Origin of the sequence: Rhizobium sp. GCM10022189, from assembly GCF_042656325.1 — a bacterium.
In the GTDB taxonomy this organism is placed as follows: domain Bacteria; phylum Pseudomonadota; class Alphaproteobacteria; order Rhizobiales; family Rhizobiaceae; genus Rhizobium.
In genome coordinates this window covers 663,687-686,793 of record NZ_JBHSOR010000049.1, presented here as the reverse complement: position 1 = coordinate 686,793, position 23,107 = coordinate 663,687, and the positions used below count along the sequence as shown (strand labels likewise).

22 protein-coding genes and 1 tRNA gene are annotated in these 23,107 nt (G+C 61.6%); 15 read left to right on the top strand and 8 right to left on the bottom strand.

The annotated features are described in order from the left end of the window. Positions 1 to 73 precede the first annotated feature (73 nt). From yidC to rpmH, 3 genes are read right to left on the bottom strand one after another with little or no spacing between them, the layout of a single operon-like run. On the bottom strand, positions 74 to 1,864 hold the full coding sequence (gene yidC, locus ACFPWW_RS24445; RefSeq protein WP_377313843.1) for a membrane protein insertase YidC: 1,791 nt from the start codon (positions 1,862 to 1,864) through the stop codon (positions 74 to 76). Further along, positions 1,864 to 2,265, bottom strand: a complete 402-nt coding sequence (gene rnpA, locus ACFPWW_RS24440) for a ribonuclease P protein component (protein ID WP_112705064.1) — start codon at positions 2,263 to 2,265, stop codon at positions 1,864 to 1,866. The genes yidC and rnpA overlap by 1 nt, the downstream gene beginning before the upstream one ends. Before the next feature lie 22 nt (positions 2,266 to 2,287). Then, complete coding sequence (gene rpmH / locus ACFPWW_RS24435) at positions 2,288 to 2,422, bottom strand: 50S ribosomal protein L34 (RefSeq protein WP_016552555.1); 135 nt, start codon at positions 2,420 to 2,422, stop codon at positions 2,288 to 2,290. Positions 2,423 to 2,874: 452 nt separating this feature from the next. On the opposite strand from rpmH, the gene ACFPWW_RS24430 reads away from it, so the two are divergent. The 3 genes from ACFPWW_RS24430 to ACFPWW_RS24420 all read left to right on the top strand — a co-directional run bounded on the left by ACFPWW_RS24430 (position 2,875) and on the right by ACFPWW_RS24420 (position 6,740). Continuing rightward, entirely contained in the window at positions 2,875 to 4,866 is a 1,992-nt protein-coding gene (locus tag ACFPWW_RS24430) for a methyl-accepting chemotaxis protein (protein ID WP_377313568.1), read from the top strand. A gap of 153 nt (positions 4,867 to 5,019) precedes the next feature. Further along, a complete protein-coding gene (locus ACFPWW_RS24425) occupies positions 5,020 to 6,540 on the top strand; it encodes an ATP-binding protein (protein ID WP_377313566.1) in 1,521 nt (506 codons plus the stop codon). A gap of 123 nt (positions 6,541 to 6,663) precedes the next feature. Then, a tRNA-Arg gene (locus tag ACFPWW_RS24420) sits at positions 6,664 to 6,740 on the top strand. A gap of 177 nt (positions 6,741 to 6,917) precedes the next feature. On the opposite strand, the gene ACFPWW_RS24415 is transcribed toward ACFPWW_RS24420, so the two are convergent. Then, positions 6,918 to 7,628 (bottom strand): hypothetical protein, encoded by a 711-nt coding sequence (locus ACFPWW_RS24415; protein WP_377313564.1) that lies wholly within the window; start codon positions 7,626 to 7,628, stop codon positions 6,918 to 6,920. Beyond that, positions 7,618 to 8,298, bottom strand: a complete 681-nt coding sequence (locus tag ACFPWW_RS24410; RefSeq protein ID WP_112758094.1) for a hypothetical protein — start codon at positions 8,296 to 8,298, stop codon at positions 7,618 to 7,620. The genes ACFPWW_RS24415 and ACFPWW_RS24410 overlap by 11 nt, the downstream gene beginning before the upstream one ends. A 115-nt stretch (positions 8,299 to 8,413) precedes the next feature. Here ACFPWW_RS24410 and ACFPWW_RS24405 point away from each other — a divergent pair, with 115 nt between their 5' ends. The 7 genes from ACFPWW_RS24405 (at position 8,414) to ACFPWW_RS24375 (ending at position 14,109) form a co-directional block, all read left to right on the top strand. Next, entirely contained in the window at positions 8,414 to 9,529 is a 1,116-nt protein-coding gene (locus ACFPWW_RS24405; protein WP_377313562.1) for a hypothetical protein, read from the top strand. A 343-nt stretch (positions 9,530 to 9,872) separates the two neighbouring features. After that, positions 9,873 to 10,187, top strand: coding sequence for a hypothetical protein (locus ACFPWW_RS24400; protein ID WP_112565445.1), 315 nt, complete (start codon positions 9,873 to 9,875; stop codon positions 10,185 to 10,187). A gap of 202 nt (positions 10,188 to 10,389) precedes the next feature. Continuing rightward, the gene (locus ACFPWW_RS24395) at positions 10,390 to 10,761 is read left to right on the top strand and encodes a cell surface protein (RefSeq protein WP_377313560.1); all 372 of its coding nucleotides are present in this window, start codon (positions 10,390 to 10,392) and stop codon (positions 10,759 to 10,761) included. 155 nt (positions 10,762 to 10,916) lie between these two features. Next, the gene (locus tag ACFPWW_RS24390; protein ID WP_113500323.1) at positions 10,917 to 11,189 is read left to right on the top strand and encodes a hypothetical protein; all 273 of its coding nucleotides are present in this window, start codon (positions 10,917 to 10,919) and stop codon (positions 11,187 to 11,189) included. Positions 11,190 to 11,561: 372 nt separating this feature from the next. Further along, positions 11,562 to 12,227: a class I SAM-dependent methyltransferase gene (locus tag ACFPWW_RS24385; RefSeq protein WP_377313558.1), complete on the top strand. Its 666-nt coding sequence runs from the start codon at positions 11,562 to 11,564 to the stop codon at positions 12,225 to 12,227. Between the two features lie 16 nt (positions 12,228 to 12,243). Then, positions 12,244 to 12,894 carry a TetR family transcriptional regulator gene (locus ACFPWW_RS24380; protein WP_377313841.1) on the top strand — a complete coding sequence of 217 codons (651 nt, stop codon included), beginning with the start codon at positions 12,244 to 12,246 and terminating at the stop codon, positions 12,892 to 12,894. Between the two features lie 333 nt (positions 12,895 to 13,227). Beyond that, a complete protein-coding gene (locus ACFPWW_RS24375; RefSeq protein ID WP_112706411.1) occupies positions 13,228 to 14,109 on the top strand; it encodes an aldo/keto reductase in 882 nt (293 codons plus the stop codon). A gap of 34 nt (positions 14,110 to 14,143) precedes the next feature. Here the strand turns inward: ACFPWW_RS24375 and ACFPWW_RS24370 are convergent, their stop codons facing one another. Beyond that, positions 14,144 to 15,055 (bottom strand): LysR family transcriptional regulator, encoded by a 912-nt coding sequence (locus ACFPWW_RS24370; protein ID WP_112754590.1) that lies wholly within the window; start codon positions 15,053 to 15,055, stop codon positions 14,144 to 14,146. A 102-nt stretch (positions 15,056 to 15,157) separates the two neighbouring features. Between ACFPWW_RS24370 and ACFPWW_RS24365 the strand changes: the two genes are divergently transcribed. From ACFPWW_RS24365 to ACFPWW_RS24350, 4 genes are all read left to right on the top strand, one after another. Next, complete coding sequence (locus ACFPWW_RS24365) at positions 15,158 to 15,988, top strand: SDR family oxidoreductase (protein ID WP_377313556.1); 831 nt, start codon at positions 15,158 to 15,160, stop codon at positions 15,986 to 15,988. Between the two features lie 384 nt (positions 15,989 to 16,372). Then, complete coding sequence (locus ACFPWW_RS24360) at positions 16,373 to 17,650, top strand: alpha/beta hydrolase (protein ID WP_377313554.1); 1,278 nt, start codon at positions 16,373 to 16,375, stop codon at positions 17,648 to 17,650. Between the two features lie 77 nt (positions 17,651 to 17,727). After that, the gene (locus ACFPWW_RS24355; protein WP_377313552.1) at positions 17,728 to 18,978 is read left to right on the top strand and encodes an NAD(P)/FAD-dependent oxidoreductase; all 1,251 of its coding nucleotides are present in this window, start codon (positions 17,728 to 17,730) and stop codon (positions 18,976 to 18,978) included. A 62-nt stretch (positions 18,979 to 19,040) separates the two neighbouring features. Further along, a complete protein-coding gene (locus tag ACFPWW_RS24350; protein ID WP_377313550.1) occupies positions 19,041 to 20,078 on the top strand; it encodes a 4-hydroxyproline epimerase in 1,038 nt (345 codons plus the stop codon). Between the two features lie 9 nt (positions 20,079 to 20,087). Here ACFPWW_RS24350 and ACFPWW_RS24345 read toward each other — a convergent pair whose 3' ends face one another. Then, positions 20,088 to 20,564, bottom strand: a complete 477-nt coding sequence (locus ACFPWW_RS24345; protein WP_377313548.1) for an RbsD/FucU family protein — start codon at positions 20,562 to 20,564, stop codon at positions 20,088 to 20,090. Then, a complete protein-coding gene (locus ACFPWW_RS24340) occupies positions 20,548 to 21,795 on the bottom strand; it encodes an ROK family transcriptional regulator (RefSeq protein WP_377313546.1) in 1,248 nt (415 codons plus the stop codon). Before ACFPWW_RS24340 ends, ACFPWW_RS24345 begins: the two co-directional genes overlap by 17 nt. Positions 21,796 to 22,028: 233 nt before the next feature. Here ACFPWW_RS24340 and ACFPWW_RS24335 point away from each other — a divergent pair, with 233 nt between their 5' ends. Then, positions 22,029 to 23,048 carry a sugar ABC transporter substrate-binding protein gene (locus ACFPWW_RS24335; protein WP_112565480.1) on the top strand — a complete coding sequence of 340 codons (1,020 nt, stop codon included), beginning with the start codon at positions 22,029 to 22,031 and terminating at the stop codon, positions 23,046 to 23,048. The last annotated feature ends 59 nt before the right edge of the window (positions 23,049 to 23,107 follow it).

The following is a 23,107-nucleotide window of genomic DNA, read 5'->3' as shown; positions in this document are numbered from 1 at the left end:
AATGTCAAGGTTTGCGCGCCTGCGCGTTTGCGCGGCCCGAAACAAAAAGCCCCGCCGAAGCAGGGCTTTTCGACTATTTCGATGGCGCCGGTTTTCGTTTGAACAGGCCCTTCAGATTGTCGAAGAGCTCGATCTTCACGCCGTGGCGCTTCATGATCACCGATTGCTGGATCACCGACAGCGTGTTGTTCCAGGCCCAGTAGATCACGAGGCCGGCCGGGAAGCTCGCCAGCATGAAGGTGAAGACCAGCGGCATCCAGTTGAAGATCATCGCCTGCGTCGGGTCGGGCGGGGTCGGGTTCATGCGCATCTGCACGAACATGGTGATGCCCATGATGAGCGGCCAGACGCCGAGATGCAGCAGGGTCGGCGCCTCGAAGGGCAGCAGGCCGAACAGGTTGACGATCGTCGTCGGATCGGGCGCGGAAAGGTCCTTGATCCAGCCGAAGAAGGGTGCGTGGCGCATCTCGATGGTGATGTAGATCACCTTGTAGAGCGAGAAGAAGATCGGGATCTGCAGCGCCACCGGCCAGCAGCCGGCGATCGGGTTTATCTTCTCTTCCTTGTAGAGCTGCATCATCGCCTGCTGCAGCCCCATGCGGTCGTCGCCGAACTTGGCCTTCAGCTCTTCCATCTTCGGCTGCACGCGCTTCATGTTCGCCATCGAAGCGTACTGCTTGCTGGCGAGCGGGAAGAACAGCGCCTTGACGACGATGGTCGTGCACAGGATCGCCACGCCGAAATTGCCGAAGTAGCGGAAGAAGAAGTCCATCAGCTTGAACATCGGCTTGGTGATGAAATAGAACCAGCCCCAGTCGATCAGGCGGTCGAAGCGCGGAATATTGTAGCTCGCCTCGTAGCCGTCGATGACGGGAACTTCCTTGGCGCCGGCAAACACCATGTTCTTCACTTCGACGGACTGGCCGGGCGCCACCGTGAATGCGTCGTTCTTGTAGTCGGCCTGGTAGCGCGGCTGGCCGTCGGTAAAGTGCGAGAAACGTGCCTCATAGGCGGCCTGCTGCGGCGGGATGATCGTCGCCGCCCAGTATTTGTCGGTAATGCCGAGCCAGCCGCCGGTGGACTTCGCCGGAGTGACCGCTTCCTTCTCGACGGCGGTATATTTGCTTTCGATCAGGCCGTCGTCGCCGATCACGCCGATGAAGCCTTCATGCAGAACGTAGACGGAGGGCGTCGTCGGCTTGTTGTAACGCGTCACGCGGCCGTAGGAGGAGAGCGAGACAGGCGCCTGGCCGGCATTCTCGATCTTGTCCGTGACCGTGAACATGTAGTGTTCGTCGACGGAGATCGTGCGGGCGAAGGTGACGCCCTTGTCGTTGGTATAGGTCAGGGTGACAGGGGTCTTTTCGGTGAGCTTTGCGCCTTCCGGGGCGGTCCAGACGGTGGACGGGCCGGGAACGGCGCCGGTCGTGTCGCTGCCGATGTAACCGAGCTCGGTAAAATAGCCGTCCTTGGTCTCAGCCGGCGAGAAGAGCGTGATGATCGGGCTCGAGTCGTCGACGGTCTCGTGATAGGCCTTGAGCTTCAGGTCGTCGAGGCGGGCGCCGGCAAGGTTGATGGAGCCGGAAAGCGCGGCCGTGTCGATGGCAACGCGCGGCGTCTTCGCAAGTGCTTCTTCGAGAGTGGCGGTCGCCGCGGCCTGACCTGTCGGGGCAGCACCGCTCGTCTGGGCGCCCTGGCTGCCGGCTGCCGGCTGCTGCGTCTGCTCGGTCTGCTGCTGTGCCTTCTGGGCTTCCTGAGCCTTGCGCTGGGCCTCGATGCGCGGGTTCATGTAGAGGAACTGCCAGCCAAGGACGATCAGCACCGAGAGAGCGATCGCAATGAAGTAATTGCGGTTGTTTTCCATCATACGTTCCTGGGGCGCTCGTCTTTCGGGCGCCGGTGTTTCGGCCTGGTTTCCACGCGGGCTTTCAGTTCCGCGGCCAGTTCTTCGAAGGACGCCGTCAATACGTCCCTGCGGGCGACAACCACATAGTCGTGTCCGGGCTGCATTGCAAACCCTGCATGAAGCCGCACCGCCTCTTTCAGACGCCGCCGCATGCGGTTTCTTTCGACCGAGTTGCCATGTTTTTTGGTAACGGTGAAGCCGACCCGGGCTTCGCTGTCCTCTTGCCTGCGGTTCAGGACCTCGAGAAGGAAGAGGGGGCCGCGGCGCTTTTCGCCTTCGCGGACTGCAAGAAATTGCGGGCGGCTCTTCAGCCGCCCGACAATCTTTTTGTCTTCTTTGGTCTTCAAGCCGCCCGTCATATTCTATCGGGCAATTCCGGCCTTAGGCCGAAAGACGCTTGCGGCCGCGTGCGCGGCGGGCAACGATGACCTTACGGCCGCCCTTGGTGGCCATACGCGCACGGAAACCGTGGCGGCGCTTGCGGACAAGCTTCGAGGGCTGATAGGTACGCTTCATTTATTTAAACACCGCGGAGTGCGGCCCTTCTTGAGTTTGCATGATGCAAGGAGCGTTGTTTTTCGAACGGGCGAGGTCGCAAAAGACCTTGAATGACCGGACGTGCGGCGGCTTATACGGATGAAGCTTTCCAAAGTCAATTAACGTAGCCAGATTCCATGATTCGCAGCGGCGGAGGGCAAGATTTCGCACTCCGGTGTTAACGAATGCGCCTTCTCCCTATCTGGTTGTATAGTTCGCCCCGCGGTTTGCAAAAGCTTTCAGCCGCAACTTTTATTCCTTGAAGATGCTCGGTCACTGGCGAAAAGGGTCGGCGGCTACAGTAAATATGGGTAATTTTTTGTAGTCGCTATTGTTAATATTCGAAATACAACATTAACGAATTTACCCGATCTTCTGCCTGTCGGCTGGGAATTTGCTTTCCGGCCCCGTGCAAAGCGAGGGAGCGTGCGTTGAAAATTCGCGGCAAGATCAATCTTCTGGTTTCCGTCATGGGCGGCGTCGCGCTTCTGATCGGCGCCACCGCGCTCTCTGCGATGCGCGAATACAATGAAAACCTGACGGCATACGAACATGCCGCCGCCCGCGCCTATGCCGGCGAGCGCCTCAACCGCTTCGTCACGGCCGTCGTCATGGAATCGCGCGGCATCTATGCGGCAAAGACGATCGAGGATACGCCGGCCTTCGCCAAGGGCCTGATGGCCAATCTGGACGAGATCGACAAGGTCATCGCCGGCTGGGCGCCGCTGGTGCCCGACAGCCAGAAGGCGTCCTTCGTCAAACTCGTGGACCGCGCCAAGGAGTTCCGCACCTTCCGCACCGAGACGGCCCGCCTCGGCACGCAGGTCGGTCCCCAGGCCGCCAACGAACAGGGCAACAACGACGCCAACCGCGCCAACCGCAAGGCCTTCCAGGCCGAGATCGACGCGATCGTCACCACCGACAAGGCCGAACTGACGGCGGTCAACGACGAGATCGAGGATTTCCGCAGCTGGATCCTGATGCTGGTGCTCAGCATCACCGGCATCGGCATCGCAGCCGGCGTCGGCATGGGCTTCTATATCGGCACCGCCCATCTCAGCCGGCCGATCAAGAAGGTGACGCACGCCATCAAGGAAGTCGCGGACGGCAATTTCCAGGTCGAGGTTCCCTATGCCGGCCGCAAGGACGAAATCGGCGAAATGGCCGCCGCCGTTGCCGTCTTCAAGGAGAACGGCCTTGCCATCCAGCGCATGAACGCCCAGGAAGCGGCAATGCGCGCCAAGAGCGACGACCTGCAGTCCAGCATGTCCGTCGTCGTCGCCGCCGCAGCCGCCGGCGATTTCAGTCATCGCATCAACAAGGATTATGAGGACGAAAGCCTCAATCAGTTCGCCGGCAACATCAACACGCTTCTGTCGAGCGTCGATGCCGGCGTCGACGAAACCCGCCGCGTCATCGCAAGCCTTGCCGAGGGCGACCTGACGCAGACCATGCGCGGCGAGTTCCAGGGCGCCTTCGCCGAACTGCAGAAAAACGTCAACAGCACCTTCGTCACGCTGCAGACGACCATGCGCGAGGTGCGCGAGACGACCGAAGCGATCAACGGCAATACCAACGAACTGCGCAACGCCAGCGACGATCTCTCCAAACGCACGGAACAGCAGGCCGCCGCGCTCGAGCAGACCTCCGCCGCGCTCGACGAGATCACGGCCGTCGTCCACAATTCGACCGAACGCGCCCAGGAAGCGACCGTCATGGTTTCCGAGGCGAAGGAAAATGCCGGCCGCTCCGGCGTCGTGGTCCGCAACGCCGTCGATGCCATGGGCCGCATCGAGCAGGCCTCGCGCGAAATCAGCCAGATCATCAACGTCATCGACGAAATCGCCTTCCAGACCAACCTTCTGGCGCTGAACGCCGGCGTCGAGGCGGCCCGCGCCGGCGAGGCCGGCAAGGGCTTTGCCGTCGTCGCCCAGGAAGTGCGCGAGCTTGCCCAGCGCTCGGCGACCGCCGCCAAGGACATCAAGGCGCTGATTACCAAGTCCGGCGATGAAGTGCAGGTCGGCGTCAAGCTGGTGCAGGCGACGGGCGAGGCGCTTGCCGAGATCGAGACGCGGGTCATCGCCATCAACGACCATATCCATTCGATCGCGACGGCCGCAAAGGAACAGTCGACCGGCCTCAAGGAAGTCAACACCGCCGTCAACCAGATGGACCAGGTGACCCAGCAGAACGCAGCGATGGTCGAAGAAACCTCGGCTGCCACCCACAAGCTCTCGGCCGAAGCCGATGGCCTCGTGCGCCTCATCGCCCGCTTCAGGCTTTCCAACGAGGCGCCCGTTGCCGTTGCCCGCCAGCAGCATCACCAGCCGGTCGCCTCTCCGGCGCGCCGCGCGATCGGCCGCGTCGCCCGCGCCTTCGGCGGCAACGCCGCAGTTGCGGAGCAGAGCTGGGAAGAATTCTGACAGCCGTCATGAACGCATCCGGAACGCCGCCTGCGGGCGGCGTTTTCGTTTGTGACGACTTGCCGCTCCTCGCAAAGATTTGAAAGCGGGGCATTGTGGTCTAATATAAGAGCTTATTCTGATGGCGGCCTTTCGCCGCACGGACAAGACGAGATGCCGGTTCAAGACCAGGGCGAGACTTCCAAAGCGGAAAATATCGCGGCCGGTGAGGCTGCCAGGGCTTCTTATCCGCGTGCCGGCATGTTCAGCCGCCTGTCCGGCAAGCTGCTCTGGCTCACCGTCTTCTTCATCATGCTGGCGGAAATCCTGATCTTCTTCCCCTCGATCGCCAGCATGCGCGTGCGCTGGCTCGAGGACCGGCTGAATACGGCCGCGGCTGCCGCAATCGTCATCGATGGCCTGCAGCCGGTGGAACTGCCGCGCGCCCTGCAGAAGGAGACGCTGGAGGCAACCGGCACCAAGGCGATCGTGCTGCGCAAGGACGGCACCTCCCGCCTGCTTGCCATGAGCGAAATGCCGACCTCGGTCGACGATTCCTACGATCTCGGCAATATCCCGCCGCTGACGGCGATGCGCGATGCGCTGGACACGATGATCTTCGGCGGCAACCGCATGATCCGCGTCTATGGGGCGGTGGGCGAGACCAGGACCGGCGTCGAGGTGGTGATGAAGGACCGGCCCCTGCGCAAGGCGATGTTCGTCTATGCCCGCAACGTGCTGCTTCTGTCGGTGCTGATCTCGCTCTTTACCGCGACGCTGATCTTCTTCTCCATCAACCGCATTCTCATCCGCCCGATCCGCAGGCTGACGGGCAGCATGCAGCAGTTTGCCTCCGATCCGGAAAACCCGCTGAACGTCTATGTCGGCGATGGCGGCCGTGACGAACTGGCCGTTGCCGGCCGCAATCTCACCTCCATGCAGCTGGAGCTGCAGAAGACGCTGAAGCAGCAGAAGAATCTTGCGGCTCTCGGCCTCGCGGTCTCCAAGATCAACCACGACATGCGCAATATCCTGGCCTCCGCCCAGCTGATGTCCGACCGCCTCGTCGATGTCGACGATCCCATGGTCAAGAGCTTCGCGCCGAAGCTCCTGCGCACCATCGACCGCGCCGTGGGCTATACGACCGAAGTCCTCTCCTACGGCAAGGCAACCGAATCGCCGCCGCGCCGCCGCCGCATCCGCCTCTATGAGCTGATCCAGGAGGTGAAGGAGATCCTCGCCATCGACCCGCAGACCGGCGTCGAGTTCGTCGAGCAGATGGCGCCGGAGCTGGAAGTCGATGCCGACGGCGAACAGCTGTTCAGGATCATCCACAACCTCTGCCGCAACGCCCTGCAGGCGCTCACCTCGCCGGGCGAGCAGGGGGCCGGCATCGTCAGGCGCATCACCGTATCAGCCCAGCGTGTCGGCAGCGTGGTCAGCATCACGATAGACGATACGGGCCCCGGCATGCCGCTGAAGGCGCGCCAGAACCTGTTTGCCGCCTTCCGCGGCTCGGCCCGCTCCGGCGGCACCGGCCTTGGCCTCACCATCGCCCGCGAGCTGGTGCTGGCGCATGGCGGCACGATCGCGCTTGTGGAAAAGCCGTCGGTCGGCACCCAGTTCCGCATCGAAATTCCCGATCGCCCGGTTTCGCTGGAAGATTACCGCAGTCGTTCCCACGCCGAAAAGTGATGCAATTTCCGCAAGGGAGCTTTGCTGGACCAAAGTCGCGATTTTTTTCAGATTGCTCTTGCATTGTCCGAAAGGACCCTTTAGAGAACCGCCCACGCAAGCGGCACGGCCGCTTCTGCAAGCGCACCCGTAGCTCAGCTGGATAGAGCACCAGACTACGAATCTGGGGGTCAGGAGTTCGAATCTCTTCGGGTGCGCCATTTTCTTCTTGAAAGCGCTGTAAAACCAATGACTTGGTGTATTTGTCACCTGTCATTCCCACATTTGTCCCCACCTTTGAGCGCGGAAGAAACCGGAACTTATCGGGTTTTCTCAGAACTGATTTGGTGCGAAGGGTAAGGCGTCGAGCAAGCAGGAATTCGGGTCGGCCTGCAGATCTAGCGGCTTCTCCTCTTCGCGATCTTGGTGGTATCGGAAAAACGAATCATCGGCGCCATCTTCCACGGCGTTCCGGCAGCCAGCTCGGCTTTCATCTCAGCGTGAAGTTTAATTTTCAGTTCGTTGATGCGAGCTCGTACGAATTCAACCATCAAAGGAATGTGGGCTTGCGCTTCCTGGATCTTCGATGCGGTCAACCCGATGGTAGATAGGGTTGTGACACCTACCCCGCTCGAATTGCCTTCACGTTGTAAGCCCGGATACGTCACGATGACTCCAACTGCGTCACAGCGTTCGAAATCGTTCACAGAATGGGCGACGTGACGATTTCTAAGCTCGAAGAGAAAGGTGTGAAGGGCCTTATTGTTATCATTCCAGATACCGTCGAACATCTCAGGGGTGAGCTTCACGCGTACGCCAGAGGAAAACGGGCGCGCGTAAGCCATCACAGCAGAAAAGATCAAGGCCTTCGCTAAAACGTTTGCGGGGTCGGGTATGCCGAACTTGCTGGCTTCGGCAAAGCATTGCAGTGAATGCTCAAAATCATCTGCAATGAGATGCAAATCCCCATATTCTTCCGCAGAAGGACACGCTTTCAATTCGATCGGAACAATCTTTCGATCGCGTCCTATCGGCTCGATATCCATAAATTCAAATGTCCAACTCGGATGAAACAGCTGATCACCGTATTCAATTGGTTCATCGCTCATTGCTTGCCTCCGGCATGACCAACTCCAGATCGGCCAATTCGCCAAGCTCCATCAGCCAACTGGTAGGTTCATATCCCGCAACTCCACCGTAGCCCGTATACAGCGACAAAAGGCCATATCGAGTAACGCAGCTTGCCAAGGGGGCAATGTCGTCCTCTGAGTAACCCGCATTGAGCATGCCGGTTAAAATGTGCACCCAAACCCCTGTCTCTTCAGTTCGGGGGTCGTTCTGATGTGCCTTGAACGTCTTGTATGCGATGCCGATAGTGACCAACTCGTCGCGGGTCATCTGCTCGAGAACACCGGCCCACCGCATGAACGTGTCCGCTGTGAGCGCCTTGTTCTTCTTTAAGCCTGCGATTACCTGCGCTAGCAGGCGAAGGTTTTCATGGGCGGTACCCATTTCCATCGCCTTTGCGAAGCGAAGGGTCACAGCGATGAAGGACTCTATATCATCGGCTTCGAAATCAACAGGGCCGTGCCGACCTGCGGTGATTTCTTCCAGCAAAACTTCGTGAGCCTCGGCGCGTTTCCGCTCTTGATAGGCGTCAACATATTTGGTCAGCAGGTTGCCGCCTGGAATTTGAATGGCCGATAAAATTTCAGCCCCAAGCGCTGCTCCCCAGGGCAAGCCCGAGCGCGTGGCGACGCTCTTATTCTTATCCTTCATGTTGGCCCATCCATTGCAACTTTCGCGACAAGACGCTTAGCTCGCATATCATCACAGAATCAATGCGCCGGCGACTGCCGGTTTTATCAAGAGAACAAGCAGGGCTGAGATCGCGATGGTTCAGCGAAAGAGTAAAGTCACTTGGATATTGGTTGCGTCCACGGCGGCTTACGCTGTGGCATTCTATTTTCTCGCTATTCAAACAAAAGCTTGCAACCCGGATGAAGTGCTGATTTCGCCCAACTGGTTTCACGGCTTTTGGGATAAATTTCTGGCTTGCCGGCAAATCAATGAGCTTGGCGACACGCTAGGCGGCGCCTTCGCTCCAATTGCTTTCTTGTGGCTTGCCGGAACGGTTTTTATTCAATCGCAGGAGCTTGCCGCGCAGCGGCAGGAACTGGATGAAACCCAATTCGTCATGCGCGAGCAGTTAGAGGTTGCCCGCCAACAGGTTGAAGAGACTAGGGCTTCTACGGCGCTCTTTCAGAAGCAGACGGAGATCTTGGAAAGAGAACAAGCCCAACGAGAAGAAAACCAAGCAGATGAAGAGTTCGACCAGATGCTTGAGAATTTTAAGATCGCCCTCGGCCGCGCTGGAGAAATAAGAGCTTTGATAACAGGATTCGTCCCGGCTGCTGGCGCGGTCGGTGAAGCCGGCGGCCTTTCGATCTACGAGAGTGAAAAAGACGTTCTGATCTTCGATGTCGATTACCGCGAGCTTGAGCGCTATGACTTGGCGACGCTTGTTAGTTCGATGATAAGGAGTATCGATGAAGTGCTGGCGACAGGTCGGTCCGAAGGTGGTGAGATCGCGATAAGTCCAGCGCACCTTCTGAAGATCGAGCGACATCAGGATAGCATCCGAGAGATGTTGAATTCGAGCTCGGGAATTTCAAAGAAGCATTTTTTGAAACTCGATGGATTAGGATTGAATTATCTCTCCACTCCCCACTCTCACAATGCTTGTGTGCACACATTAGATAGTGATGAGGATATCGCGCCCCGAACAACCGGCGCCTTGGAGTATGGCTTGGAAATTCTAATAGCAGCGATGGGGCGGGAAATGCTTCGCTTTATTGTGCTGGAGATTTGGGCCTACTGGCGCAAGCGGCGGCGCGAGCGCAAGTATGAGGCCGACATAGCCGCTTTCAGGGCTGGCAAGGACAATCTGTCGCGGCAACCCTCGCCGGAAATGCTTTACCTGCCGCGCCGCATCGACGATGCGAGGTAGCCCAGGGCGAGCGTCATGGCGGCGAGCGCAATTCCAGAGCTGATCACGCCCGCCGGCGTTGTTCTGAAACTGGCGTGCAAGGCGATGCTCTTCCCCACGCGCAGGTCGAATATCGACTTGATTTCCTCGGATGGGTGGGGACCTCGGTCGAAGGCTCTTCTTGCTGAACAGCTGTCATTGCGAAGCTCCGGTGCAAATGTGCCGCGGCCGGCCGTCCGCGCTAAGGCCGGCCTGCCGGGCAAGACGATAACATGGCCTCGTGTCCCCGTGCCTAGTTTCGCGCAACCTTCGGCGTCTATCTGCGGAAGCGATGGATGTGTAAGGCGGGAAGCCGGAGGATTGCATGAAGACGGGAATGATGGGTGCGGCAGGTCTCGTTGTCATGATGGCGGCCCTTGCCGGCTGTATCGACCGTGCCAATGCGCCGGTGCTGGTAGCGGTCGCCTCTCCCGTCAATCCGCCCGACATCGCCCACGGCCTCTGCGTGTCCGATGCCAACGCCATGTATAACGAGTCCAACAAGCAGTATGACCTGCGCGCGCAGCTGACCGGCCACCGCGATGCCGTGGAGCGGGAGACGAATGCGAGCGGCGCCGCCCACCGCCAATATCTCTCCTGCATCGCAGGCCAGGGATACCGTCCTTTGTACGCCAATTGAGAACGGTGAATTCGCACATCTGCCGAATTGTCGCAGCCTCGCCCTCTGCGGCTTGAGCAGAAATCGCAAGTTTTGATTTTTTGTGTCTTTCGGTCACGCCGGATCGCCTGCAATCACGAGTGTAGGATATCGCGTGTGATCGTGGAACTTCGCGCGCATAGAACGCATTTTTCATACGTAAATCCAGTAAGGAGGGTTTATCATGAAAATGCTTAATCTAGCCCCGTCCGCCTTTGCGCTCAGCGCTCTTCTCGCCCTCTCGTCTACCGTTCCCGCGCTGGCGGCGCCCGTTCAGCAGGTCCGGATCCCGGTCCCGCCGAACGTGGAAATGGTGCAATATAAGGCACATGCCGGCTATTGGCATGGCTATCATGGCTTCCGCACGGAACGTCCCGGAACCCGCCGCCACTCCGACGGCTATTGGTATCCGCTTGCCGCGTTCGGCGTCGAGGCCGGCACCACGGGCTCGATTGTCCGCCAACCCGTGAACCGGCCGGAGCCCCAGTCTATGTGCAACCCTACGTTTAGCGGTTCGATCGGCCCCGGCAGCATGCCCTGCGATAACGGCTATTGAGCCGGCAAAGAAAAAGGCGGTCAAAAGCCGCCTTTTCCTTGTGCGCAACCCAAACTCACGTATTCGTGAGTGCTGTTGCAGCGCGGTGGAATATGACAGATCCGCTTCCTAGCTCCTTGGCGTAAATTCCAACCATCCTCCCAAGGAGACAAGAAATGAAGAATATCGTGAAGAATGGCCTCGTGGCCGTCGCCTTTGGCGCAATCGTCAGCGTTTCGGCTTTCGCAACCGCCAACGCAGCCCCGGCGCAGCAGCAGGTCGTCAAGCAGCAGAAGAGCACGAACGCCCGCAACGAACCGCGCACCACGGGCTCGGTCGATGGCGCCTCCGCCCGCTCCGAATCCTACCAGTATAGCCGCAAGAAGCCGCTCAACATGGATTGCGGCCTGCGCTTCAATCCGACCAGCAGCTCGAGCTGCAACTACTGAGCCGACATGCAGGCATAGGCGAGGGGACGGGCGTCCCTACCGAGAAAGAGGGCAGCCGTGATGGCTGCCTTTTCGTTCCGGCGTGTTTCTGTGTGGCCGCAAGCGGCAGGCCCGTCGCATCTGCCGGGCCTGCCGCAGCTTGCGCAGGCAGCCCTGCCCTTTGCGGCTGGAACGGCCTTGCGAACGGCGCAGCCTTTAATGGAACATACATTGCACTAAATGCAAAAATGCATTAGATACAAAAATGCACGAAATCCATGTGGAGAAAACGATGCGCAGAGACGGCGGATTGACGGGTCTGCCTTGGAATTGCCATGCTGCGGGCGATCGTCGCATCAATAGTCAATTGCATTTCAGACAGGTGGGATAATCATGATCGCAAAGACCGCATGCTCCGATTTCCTGCATTTTTTCCGCTCCTGGCTGAACAATCCACTGAGGGTTGCCGCCATTGCACCCTCAGGCGATTCGCTCGCCCGGATCATGACAAGCGAGATCGCGGCGCTCGACGGTCCGATCATCGAGCTCGGCCCGGGCACCGGCGTCTTCACGCGTGCGCTGCTGGCGCGCGGCATCAGCGAGCGCGATCTGACCCTTATCGAATACGGTCCCGAATTCATCGGCTCGCTGCAGAAGCGTTTCCCCGATGCGCGCGTCCTGCAGATGGATGCCGCCCATCTGGCGCAGGCCGATATTTTCGAGGGCGAACCTGTCGGTGCCGTCATCAGCGGCCTGCCGCTGCTGTCCATGTCGCCGCGCAAGATCGCCTCGATCCTTGCCGGAGCCTTCGTCTATATGCGGGCCGGCGGCGCCTTCTACCAGTTCACCTATGGCCCGCGCTGTCCTGTGCCGCGTCCGATCCTCGACCGTCTTGGCCTGAAGGCGACGCGCATCGGCGGCACGGTCCGCAACCTGCCGCCGGCCTCCGTCTACCGGATTTCGCGGCGCAAGCCGCTGGAACTCTCGCGCGAGCGCTTCAAATATCGCGCCAGCGCAATGGATATGGAGATCGCCGCTTTCTCCGAAGCGGATGACTGAATGACACCTGATGGAAATGACCGGGAAGCCACAGCCTGAAGCCGCCGAGGGCAGGCGCGAGCGCAAGCGTCGCCAGACCCGCGAGCGCATCGAGCAGGCGGCCATGGGCCTCTTCCTGGAGCGCGGCTTCGAGGCGACCACCATCGAGGACATTACCGAGGCGGCAGACGTCTCGAAGCGCAGCTTCTTCGATTATTTCCCGTCGAAAGAAGAAGTGGTCTTCGCCTGGCAGGATTCTTTCGCCGACCGCCTGATGGCGGCCATTGCCGCTCGGCCGTCAGGTGAATCCTCCGTCAGGGCGGTCGAGGAAGCCTTGATCGCCACCGCAGCCGCGTCTGCCGACGAGCGGGCGATGGCGCTTGCCGAGCTCATCCATCGCACGCCGGCCCTCAAGGCCCGAGACCAGCTCAAATATGCCAAGCTGGAGCAGAAACTGACCGAGGCCCTGATCGCCCGCAAGGGCGGCGACCCGCAGGTGCGCACGCACATGCGCCTGCTTGCGGCCGTCGTCATCGGCGCGCTGCGCCTTGGCGGCGAACTCTGGCAGGAGCGCGCGCGAACCGTTTCGATGGAGGGCGTTTCCATGGAAGCCTTCGCCCGCGAGATCTTCGGCGAACTCTGGAAGATGCTGGCCGAATTCGGCGAAGAGGCGAAGGCCCGCCGCTAGCCGGTCGCGCCCTGGTCGCCGGCGTCAGTCCGCGGTGAATGTTTTCGCAGCCGCAGCTGTCACGCAGGCGGCGATGCCCTATATGCGCAGGGGCCGCAGCACCCATAGTCCCGATGCCGCCTCGACGGGCGGCGACACCATCAAAAGACGGCCGCGGCCATGCATGAGCTCATTGCATCCGGCAACCCGCCTGCCCATCTTCTGTCCGGGCGTGGTCCGGTCTGCCTCGTTCGCGAGAAGCCCTGCTCTTCGCAGACCGAATGCGACGCCCGGGAGCGGGTCCCCAGCTCCACCGATTTTGAGTGATTTTATTGACCAAGAGAGGAAAAGACGATGACCGACTACAATGCAGCGAAATCCGGTACTTTCAAGATTGGTGGCGATATGGAGGTCAACCGTCTCGGTTTCGGCGCCATGCGCGTCACCGGCGACGGCATCTGGGGCAATCCGGCCGATCACGCCGAATCGATCAAAACGCTGAAGCGCCTCCCGGAACTCGGCATCAACTTCATCGATACGGCCGATTCCTACGGTCCCGACGTTTCCGAATGGCTGATCAAGGAAGCGCTCCATCCCTATAAGAAGGGCCTTGTCGTCGCCACCAAGGGCGGCCTCACGCGCCACGGCCCGAATATCTGGCTGCCGCTCGGCCGTCCGGAATATCTGATCCAGCAGGTGCACAAGAGCCTGCGCAACCTCGGCGTCGAACAGATCGATCTCTGGCAGCTGCACCGCATCGACCCGAAGGTTCCGGCCAAGGAACAGTTCGACACGATCAAGTCGCTGCTCGATTCCGGCCTGATCCGCCATGCGGGCCTCAGCGAAGTCTCGGTCGCCGATATCGAGGCCGCCTCCAAGGTCTTCAAGGTCGCCACCGTCCAGAACCGCTACAACCTCGTCGACCGCACCAGCGAGGATGTGCTCGACTATTGCGCCAAGCACAATATCGGCTTCATCCCCTGGTATCCGCTGGCCGCCGGCGATCTCGCCAAGCCGGGCTCGCTGCTCGACACGATCGCCAAGAAACATAACGCGGCGCCCAGCCAGATCGCGCTCGACTGGGTGCTGAAGCGCAGCCCCGTCATGCTGCCGATCCCCGGCACGTCCAAGGTCAAGCATCTGGAAGAAAACGTCGCGGCCGTGAACATCACCCTGTCGGACGATGAGTTCAAAGCCCTCGATGCCGAAGGCAAGAAGCTCTTCAAGGCCGCCTGATCGCCAGAGCCTGAGACAGGCAGACGGCCGCAGCTCAGCTGCGGCCGTTTTCCTTTCGCGTCATTTCCCGCGCAAGGTCCAGAAAGGCGCGCAGTGTCGGCGGCACGTGCCGGTGGCCGGAATAATAGAGACAAAGCCCCGGAAAGGGCGGCGTCCAGTCTTCCAGCACGGTGACGAGGCGGCCGGCGGCGAGCTCCGCCTGCACGTTCTGTCGCGTCATATAGGCAAGCCCGGCGCCGCCGACGGCCGCTTCCAGCATCAGGTCCATGCTCTGCAGCGTCATCGGACCCTTCACGTCGAGGCGGATTTCCTGCCCATGCCGCTCGAATTCCCACCGATAGACCGCGCCGCTCGGCAGCCGCAGCCGCAGGCAGGCGTGATGGAGAAGGTCGTGCGGCGTCTGCGGCTTCCCGTGCCCTGCGAAATAGGAGGGAGCGCCGACGACGAAGAAGCGTTCTTCGGCCCTGAGCGGCACGGCAATCATGTCCTGCGGCACGGTCTCGATCAGCCTTATGCCGACATCGAAACTGTCGGCGACGATATCGACCATGCGTCCCTCGCTGACGATATCGACATGCACGTCGGGAAAGCGCCTGACATATTCCAGCACGATCGGCATCAGGATCTGCCGCGCGCCGCCCTCCGACGTATTGATGCGCAGTGTGCCGGCCGGTGTCGCGCGCGCCTGTGTTGCCGCCTCCATCGCCGCCGAAATATCTTTCAGCGCGGGGCCGATCCTTCCCAGAAATTGTTCACCCGCCTCGGTCAGTGAAACGCTGCGGGTGGTGCGGTTGAAGAGCCGCACGCCGATCCGGCTCTCCAGCGCTGCCACCGCATGGCTGAGCGCGGAGGTCGATATGCCGAGTTCGCTCGCTGCTGCCCGAAAATTCCGGGCCGCCGCAACCGCGACCACAGCGTTGAGTTCCATCAGGCCGGCTTTCTGCATTGTCCCAAATCCTGCAATAGGTCATCCTCAAATATGCGGATTATAAGGACAATGGTCCGCAACTATCTAGCCTCCGGGACCAATATCAACCCGAGGCACATCATGAAAAAGACAGTTCTCATCACCGGCGCGTCGTCAGGCATCGGCAAGGCGGCGTCCAGGCTCTTCCATGCCAATGGCTGGAATGTCATCGCCACCATGCGCAGCCCTGAAAAAGAAACCGAGCTGACGGCGCTTGCCGATCTCCTCGTCGTCAGGCTCGACGTCCAGGATCGCGACAGCATCGACAGCGCGATCAAGGCCGGCATCGACAGGTTCGGGCGCATCGATCTGCTCGTCAACAATGCCGGTTACGGCCAGAGCGGCATCTTCGAGGCGACGTCACGCGAAAAGATCCAGCAACAATTCGACGTCAACGTCTTCGGCGTCATGGACGTGACCCGAGCGATCCTGTGGCATTTCCGGGCAAACAAGGCCGGTCTCGTCATCAATGTCAGCTCCGGCGCCGGCCTCTTCACACTGCCGACCCTGTCGATCTACTGCGCCTCCAAATTCGCGCTGGAGGGCTTCACCGAGGCTCTCTCCTACGAACTTCTGGCGCTTGGCATCGGCGTGAAGTCGGTGATCCCGCACGGCGGCGTCGCGCAGACCGGTTTCCAGGAGCGCGCCGGCGCCGACTTCGCGGTCGATCCGGCAGGCCTTCCCGATTACAACGAGTTCCTGCAGCGCGCCCAGCGGTCCTTCGGCGCAATGATCGCCGCAAGGATGATGACATCCTCCGACGTCGCCGGGGTGATCTACGAGGCCGCGACCGACGGCAGGGACCAGCTGCGTTATCTTGTCGGCGACGACGCGCGCGGCTTCGTGAAGGCGCGCCGCAGCATGGACGACCAGGCCTATGTCGATTTCATGCGCGGGCAATTTGCGGGATAAATTTGATCAATTGATCAAAGATGCCGCAAAATGAGGCGCGTGCGTGACGGCAGCGAGGCAAGCATTGCGCCCAATGCATTGCTGCATTGCGGTAATTTCGCTATTCTCCATCAAATGAATTGGCTATTAATAATCACGAAGGCAGCGCACTCCTCCTCCCAGCGCTCCCTTTCATCGGACTGACAACACTCCTCCTCCCAGTTGTCAGTCAGGATCAAGAGCCCGACGCACCTCCTCCCGCGTCGGGCTCTTTTCTTTTCCGGGGCATATTTCTCCTGAAACCTTCGTGAAATTGACTCGTTCCGCAGGCCTGTCCTATCTGGAGAGGCGTGGTTGGCGCATATCGGTGGCTTGGCGCGAGGCGCCTGAACCTGCGGAGATGTCATGAGCGGCGGATACGGCGTTTCGCGCAAGGCCCTTGCGACCCTGCTCGTCCTGTGTGTCGGCTTGGCTGCCTGCGGGCGGCCGATCGGCGTCATGCAGGCCGCCGGCACGGTTCCGCCGGGGACGTCGCGCGTCGACCTCCTGGTGGCGACCACCCGCGCCGCAGACGAAAATCCGGCCGTGCTGTTCTCCGGCGAGCGCGGCACCGGCCTGATGGTCGACGCCGTCGATGTCTCCATTCCGCCGGACGCCAACCGCAAGGTCGGCCAGGTGCAATGGCCCCGCCGCCTGCCTGCCGATCCCCTCAAGGATTTCGTCACCGTCGCCGTCGATCCGCTGGAGGGGGAGAAGGCCGGCGAGAGCTGGCTGAAAACGCATATGCCGAAGAGCCGGCGCGTCCTCATCTTCGTGCATGGCTTCAACAATCGCTACGAGGATGCCGTCTACCGTTTCGCGCAGATCGTCCATGATTCCCATGCCGATGTCGCGCCGGTCGTCTTCACCTGGCCCTCGCGCGCCAGCATCTTCGACTATAACTACGACAAGGAAAGCACCAACTATTCGCGCGACGCGCTGGAGGAGCTTCTGCGTCGCACGGCCAACAATCCGGCCGTCGGCGATATCACCGTCATGGCCCATTCCATGGGCACCTGGCTGACGGTCGAGGCCCTGCGCCAGATGGCGATCCGCGATGGCCACGTCGCCTCCAAGATCAACAATGTCATCCTTGCCTCTCCGGATCTCGATGTCGACGTCTTCGGCCGCCAGTTTCAGAGCCTCGGCAAGGACAAGCCGCATTTCACCATCTTCGTCTCGCAGGACGACCGGGCGCTGGCGCTTTCGCGCCGCATATCCGGCAATGTCGATCGCCTCGGCCAGATCGATCCCTCCGCCGAGCCCTATCGCAGCAAGCTGGAAGCCGCCGGCATCACCGTGCTCGACCTCACCAAGCTGAAGACCGGCGACCGCCTGAACCACGGCAAGTTTGCCGAAAGCCCCGAAGTGGTGAAGCTCATCGGCGACCGGCTGATTGCCGGCCAGACCATTACCGATTCCGAAGTCGGGCTCGGCGAAGCGGTCGGCGCCGTTGCCATGGGGGCGGCCCAGACGGCCGGCAGCGCCGTCAGCCTCGCCGTCAGCACGCCGATTGCCGTCTTCGATCCCCGCACCCGCCGCAACTACGACAGCCAGGTTCGCCGCCTCGGCCAGTCGATGAACAATACCGTCGGTTCCATGGGCGACAGCGTCGGCGCCGGATTGCCGCAAGACACGCAGTAAAAAATCATAGGCATTCGTCCCGTTGTGATATATCACATCGTCAACGGCGATCGACTCTGCCGTGCGGTGGGCAAGACATGGCGAATGAAACGAATGGGACGGTGGCCGTTGTCGGCGCCGGTGTGGTCGGTGCTTCGATTGCTTTCGAGTTGCAGCGGCGCGGTTTTCAGGTAACGCTGATCGACAAGGGCGAGCCGGGCAGGGGAACGTCCTACGGCAATATGGCGAGCATCGCGCTCGATTTCGCGGCCGGTTCCGGTCCGTCGACCTGGAGGAAGCTGCCGCGCTGGCTGATCGATCCGGAAGGCCCGGTCTGGCTGCGCCCGTCCTACGCGCCGAAGATCCTGCCCTGGTTCCTGCGTTTCCTCGCCGCCGGCCGCCCCGCGCGCCTGCGGGAAATCGAGGATGCGGGCATGAGCCTTTCCAAAATCGCGCTTGCCGATTTCCGCGCGATGCTCGATGCCGCCGGCGCGCCCGAAATGATGACCGAAGAGGGCTGCCTGGCGATCTACGAGACCGAGGCCGAGTTCGACGCCGATCGCGGCCATCTCGAACTGATGCGGCGCTACGGCATGGAATTCGAAGTGCTGAGCAACGGCGCGATCCAGCATTACGAGCCGACGCTGTCGCCGAAAATCGCCAGGGCGGTGCTGTTGCCGGACAACAAGTCGATCCGCGATCCCTACAGGCTTGTCGTCAAACTTGCCGATGCCGCCAGGGCTGCCGGTGCGACCTTCGTTTCCGGTCAGGTCAAGACGGTGGAACGCAAGGCTGACGGCAAGACATCGGTCCTTCTCGAAAATGGCGGCCGCGTCGAGGCGGACAATATCGTCCTCGCCGCCGGCGTTCACACGCGCTTTCTCGCAGAAAGCCTCGGCGAGCCGATCCCGCTCGAAACCGAGCGCGGGTATCATACGCAGATCATGCAGCCCGGCATTTCCATGCGTTATTCGGTCATCTGGCCGCATCGCGCCTTCATGGTCACGCCGACGGCGGGCGGCATCCGTGTCGGCGGCAATGTCGAGCTTGCCGGCCTGACCGCCGCCCCCGATTTCCGCCGCCCGCGCGTGCTCGTGCGCCATGCCCAGCGCATCCTTCCCGGTCTCAAGGTTCAGGACACCAGCGAATGGATGGGCCATCGCCCGGCGCTGCCCGATACGATCCCGATCATCTCGCCTTCGTCGAAAATGCCCGGCGTCTTCTATGCCACCGGCCACGGCCACCTTGGCCTGACCTATTCGGCAACGACAGCGCGGCTGATCGCGCATATGGTGGCGGGCGACAGGACACCGGTTGATATCAAGCCGTTCCGCATCGACAGATTCTAGGGCGCCGATGTCCGGGTGCCCTGTCCCTTTCGCGTGTCACGTCCGATTTTGGAGTTTGAAAGATGAGATGGAAGCGTACGATCCAGCTTCTGGATGTTCATGCCGAGGGTGAAATCGGCAAGGTGGCGATCGGCGGCGTGCCGAAGATCCCCGGCGAGACGGTCGCCGCCCAGCTTCACTGGCTGAACACCGACCCCAAGGGCCAGGAGCTTCGCCGCTTCCTCTGCCTCGAGCCGCGCGGCGCGCCGATCGGCTCGGTCAACCTGCTCCTGCCGCCGAAACATCCCGATGCCGACGCCGCCTTCATCATCCTGCAGCCCGATCAAGCGCATGCAAGCTCCGGCTCCAACTCGATCTGTGTGACGACCGCTCTCCTGGAATCCGGCATCGTCGAGATGAAGGAACCGGAAACCGTCGTCACGCTGGAAACGGCCGCCGGCCTCGTCAAGGCGACGGCCACCTGCCGCGACGGCCGCTGCGAGAAGGTCAGGCTCACCATGGTGCCGTCCTTCGTCCACGAACTGGACGTCGAGATCGACACGCCGCGCTGGGGCAAGATCAAGGCCGACATCTGCTATGGCGGCATCTTCTACGCGCTGGTCGATGTCGGCCAGATCGGCCTGACGATCGAGAAGGCCAATGCCGCAGCCCTCGTGCAGGCCGGCATGGTGCTGAAGGAACTCATCAACCGCGGCATTCCCGTCGTCCATCCCGAAATTCCGGCGATATCGGGGGTCGCCTACGTCATGTTCCGCGATATCGAGGCCGACGGCACCGTGCGCACCTGCACCACCATGTGGCCCGGCCGCGCCGACCGTTCGCCCTGCGGCACCGGCAATTCGGCCAACCTTGCGACGCTCCATGCCCGCGGAAAAGCCAGGGTCGGCGATGTCTTCAAGTCGAAATCGATCATCGGCTCGGAATTCGAGGTCGGCCTGCAGGCGGTAACGGAAGTGGCCGGCCGGCCCGCCGTCATCCCGACGATCACGGGCCGCGGCTTCACCTTCGGCCTGTCGCAGGTCGCCCTCGACCCCTTCGATCCGCATCCCCTCGGCTTTGCCCTGACGGATGTCTGGGGGCCGTCGGCCGGCGAGATCTGACGACGGGCTTCAGTAGACGAAGGGATCGACTTCGGCCTTGGCGGGCTCGTCTGCAGCCGTAGGATAGATCACGCCCTTGCGCAGGATGATATTGGCGTAAAGCCGCGGCTCGCCGGTCTGGATGACCGCATGGGCCGCGCGCACCCGGCCGTAGAAATCCTGCCCGACAAGCGGGAAGACCTCCCGCTCCGGCTCGTGCCTGGCGCAGCAGGCGATCATTTCCTCGTGCACCGGGTCGAGCCGGTCGCGCTCTGCCCTCACGGTCGAGCGGAAGATCGCCTCGTTCACGAAGTCGTCGATCGGCAGCACGCTGAGCACGGCATCGAGAACCGGGATGAGATGGTGTCCGTCGAGCCGGATCAGCCGGCGCGCATGTTCGACGCCCGGATAATTGCCGTCGACGATGGCGATCTCGTCGCCATGGCCCATGCCGCGCAAGGTTGCCAGCAGTTCGGGGCCGAGCAGCGGGTCAAGCCCTTTCAGCATTGTCGATCTCCTTGAAAAGCACATTCTGGTCGGTGAGATAACGCGCGAAGATCGGCAGGCTGGCGCCGCCGATGGCGCGGGCCTGCGCGCCGACCGCGCCCTCGACGATATCGGGCATGACGACGCCCTGCAGGTCGAGCTTTTCGGCCTCGTGGATCGTTGCCTGCACGATGCGCCGGCGCACCCAGTCCGGGAAACCGCCGTCGATCACGGCGGCGCTGAAGTCGATGATCGAGGCGGCCGCCACGATCGCCTGCGCCAGCGCCCTGGCCGTATCCTGGATCCAGGCCTCCATCGGCTCGCCGAAATCCACCCAGTCGTCGGCCGAATACCACAGCGGCTGCGGGTCGATGCCGCGCTCGCGCAGCATGTTCTCCAGCACGAAGATCGAGGCGATCTCCAGAAGCTGCAGCGTCTCGCCGTTCTTGCCGCGCACCGGCAAGGGGCCGATTGCGCCGGCCGTGCCGGTCTTGCCGGAAAAGATCGACGAATTCAGCACGATGCCGCCGCCGATGAAGGAGCCGATGAAGAAATAGACGAAATCCGGATAGGACGGGCCGATGCCGAAGACCAGTTCCGCCCCGCAGGCGCTGGTCGCGTCGTTCTGCAGGAAGACCTGGTAGGAGACCTGCGCGGCGATCTCCGCCTGCAGGTCGAAATCGCGCCAGACCTCCATGGCCCCTTCCGGCGCGCCCACCTCGTCGGCCCAGTTCCACAGTTCGAAGGGGGCGGCGATGCCGAGGCCGGCAATGCGGCTGCGCTGGCGCTCGTCGAGTTTTCCCTCCAGTTCCCAGATCGCCTCGGTCACGAAGGACAGGATCTCGTGGGGCAGCGGATAGGCGTAGGTGCGGTGCAGCTGCAGCCGGATGCGGCCGACGAAATCCATCAGCACGAGGTCGGCGCTTCGCCGGCCGATCTTCACGCCGAAGGAATAGACGGCATCCGGGTTGAGCCGCATCGGAATGGACGGCTGGCCGACGCGGCCGCGGATCGGCTCGCCGCGCGACAGCAGGCCCTCCTTTTCCAGCGCCCGCATGATGACGGAGACCGTCTGGGCCGAAAGCCCGCTGCGGCGCGCGATATCGGCCTTCGACAGCGCGCCGTAAAGGCGCACCAGCGACAGCACGAGCCGTTCGTTATAGGCGCGCACCCTGATCTGGTTCGCACCTCCCGACGGATTCAGAATTGGCGGTGGGGCCGGCATGGAACCCGGACCTTCCAAGGACGACATTGGCCACTCCTCCCAATCAACGGCCTATGCCCGATTTTGTCTCAGCATGCCATATCGAATTAATAATTCAATTGGATTTATTTATTGACAAGCCGTTTTCTTTCGCTCTTAATTGCCGGCGTCAACGGCACGGGACGGCTTCGGGAGGAGGCTGAACGCACATCCTGAAGTCCCGCCGTGCGTGAATTCCGGTGCCGCCTGGGGGCGGGCCGGCCAATCTCTGGGAGGAGTTCATGAAGAAATCAGTTCTCGCTTTCGGCGCTCTCGCGCTTGGTGTCGCCTTTTCCGCTCCGGCGATGGCGGCTGACGTTTCCGCCTGCCTGATCACCAAGACCGATACCAACCCCTTCTTCGTGAAGATGAAGGAAGGCGCGACCGCCAAGGCCAAGGAACTCGGCGTGACGCTGAAGTCCTATGCCGGCAAGATCGACGGTGACAGCGAAAGCCAGGTTGCCGCAATCGAAACCTGCATCGCCGATGGCGCCAAGGGCATCCTGATTGCCGCTTCCGACACGAAGGGCATCGTCCCGAACATCAAGAAGGCGCGTGATGCCGGCCTGCTCGTCATCGCTCTCGACACCCCGCTCGAGCCGATCGACGCAGCCGACATGACCTTTGCGACCGACAACCTTCTCGCCGGCAAGCTGATCGGCCAGTGGGCCAAGGAAACGCTCGGCGACAAGGCGGCAGACGCCAGGGTTGCCTTCCTCGACCTGACGCCGTCGCAGCCTTCCGTCGACGTGCTGCGCGACCAGGGCTTCATGATGGGCTTCGGCATCGACCCGAAGGACCCGAACAAGATCGGTGACGAAGACGACAAGCGCGTCGTCGGCCATGACGTCACCAACGGCAACGAAGAGGGCGGCCGCACCGCGATGGAAAACCTTCTCCAGAAGGACCCGACCATCAACGTCGTCCACACCATCAACGAGCCGGCTGCTGCCGGCGCCTATGAAGCGCTCAAGGCCGTCGGCCGCGAGAAGGACGTTCTGATCGTATCGGTCGACGGCGGTTGCCCGGGCGTCAAGAACGTTGCGGACGGCGTCATCGGCGCGACCTCGCAGCAATATCCGCTGCAGATGGCCGCCCTCGGCATCGAAGCGATCAAGAAGTTCGCCGACAGCGGCGAAAAGCCGAAGCCGACCGAAGGCAAGAACTTCTTCGACACCGGCGTCACCCTCGTCACCGACAAGCCGGTTTCCGGCGTGAAGTCGATCGACACCAAGGACGGTCTCGCCAAGTGCTGGGGCTGATGCCCCGCATTTCCTGACAACAAGGGCGGGGACGCATGTCGTCCTCGCCACCCTGCCGG

Bases quoted from the DNA above. Each gene is read 5' to 3' on its own strand.
- ACFPWW_RS24355 (WP_377313552.1), top strand. From the start codon at position 17,728: ATGGCGAATGAAACGAATGGGACGGTGGCCGTTGTCGGCGCCGGTGTG.
- ACFPWW_RS24375 (WP_112706411.1), top strand. From the start codon at position 13,228: ATGACCGACTACAATGCAGCGAAATCCGGTACTTTCAAGATTGGTGGC.
- yidC (WP_377313843.1), bottom strand. From the start codon at position 1,864: ATGGAAAACAACCGCAATTACTTCATTGCGATCGCTCTCTCGGTGCTG.
- ACFPWW_RS24360 (WP_377313554.1), top strand. From the start codon at position 16,373: ATGAGCGGCGGATACGGCGTTTCGCGCAAGGCCCTTGCGACCCTGCTC.
- ACFPWW_RS24415 (WP_377313564.1), bottom strand. From the start codon at position 7,628: ATGAGCGATGAACCAATTGAATACGGTGATCAGCTGTTTCATCCGAGT.
- ACFPWW_RS24395 (WP_377313560.1), top strand. From the start codon at position 10,390: ATGAAAATGCTTAATCTAGCCCCGTCCGCCTTTGCGCTCAGCGCTCTT.
- rnpA (WP_112705064.1), bottom strand. From the start codon at position 2,265: ATGACGGGCGGCTTGAAGACCAAAGAAGACAAAAAGATTGTCGGGCGG.
- ACFPWW_RS24335 (WP_112565480.1), top strand. From the start codon at position 22,029: ATGAAGAAATCAGTTCTCGCTTTCGGCGCTCTCGCGCTTGGTGTCGCC.
- ACFPWW_RS24385 (WP_377313558.1), top strand. From the start codon at position 11,562: ATGATCGCAAAGACCGCATGCTCCGATTTCCTGCATTTTTTCCGCTCC.
- ACFPWW_RS24390 (WP_113500323.1), top strand. From the start codon at position 10,917: ATGAAGAATATCGTGAAGAATGGCCTCGTGGCCGTCGCCTTTGGCGCA.
- rpmH (WP_016552555.1), bottom strand. From the start codon at position 2,422: ATGAAGCGTACCTATCAGCCCTCGAAGCTTGTCCGCAAGCGCCGCCAC.
- ACFPWW_RS24370 (WP_112754590.1), bottom strand. From the start codon at position 15,055: ATGCAGAAAGCCGGCCTGATGGAACTCAACGCTGTGGTCGCGGTTGCG.
- ACFPWW_RS24350 (WP_377313550.1), top strand. From the start codon at position 19,041: ATGAGATGGAAGCGTACGATCCAGCTTCTGGATGTTCATGCCGAGGGT.
- ACFPWW_RS24400 (WP_112565445.1), top strand. From the start codon at position 9,873: ATGAAGACGGGAATGATGGGTGCGGCAGGTCTCGTTGTCATGATGGCG.
- ACFPWW_RS24380 (WP_377313841.1), top strand. From the start codon at position 12,244: ATGACCGGGAAGCCACAGCCTGAAGCCGCCGAGGGCAGGCGCGAGCGC.
- ACFPWW_RS24425 (WP_377313566.1), top strand. From the start codon at position 5,020: ATGCCGGTTCAAGACCAGGGCGAGACTTCCAAAGCGGAAAATATCGCG.
- ACFPWW_RS24345 (WP_377313548.1), bottom strand. From the start codon at position 20,564: ATGCTGAAAGGGCTTGACCCGCTGCTCGGCCCCGAACTGCTGGCAACC.
- ACFPWW_RS24365 (WP_377313556.1), top strand. From the start codon at position 15,158: ATGAAAAAGACAGTTCTCATCACCGGCGCGTCGTCAGGCATCGGCAAG.
- ACFPWW_RS24405 (WP_377313562.1), top strand. From the start codon at position 8,414: ATGGTTCAGCGAAAGAGTAAAGTCACTTGGATATTGGTTGCGTCCACG.
- ACFPWW_RS24340 (WP_377313546.1), bottom strand. From the start codon at position 21,795: ATGTCGTCCTTGGAAGGTCCGGGTTCCATGCCGGCCCCACCGCCAATT.
- ACFPWW_RS24410 (WP_112758094.1), bottom strand. From the start codon at position 8,298: ATGAAGGATAAGAATAAGAGCGTCGCCACGCGCTCGGGCTTGCCCTGG.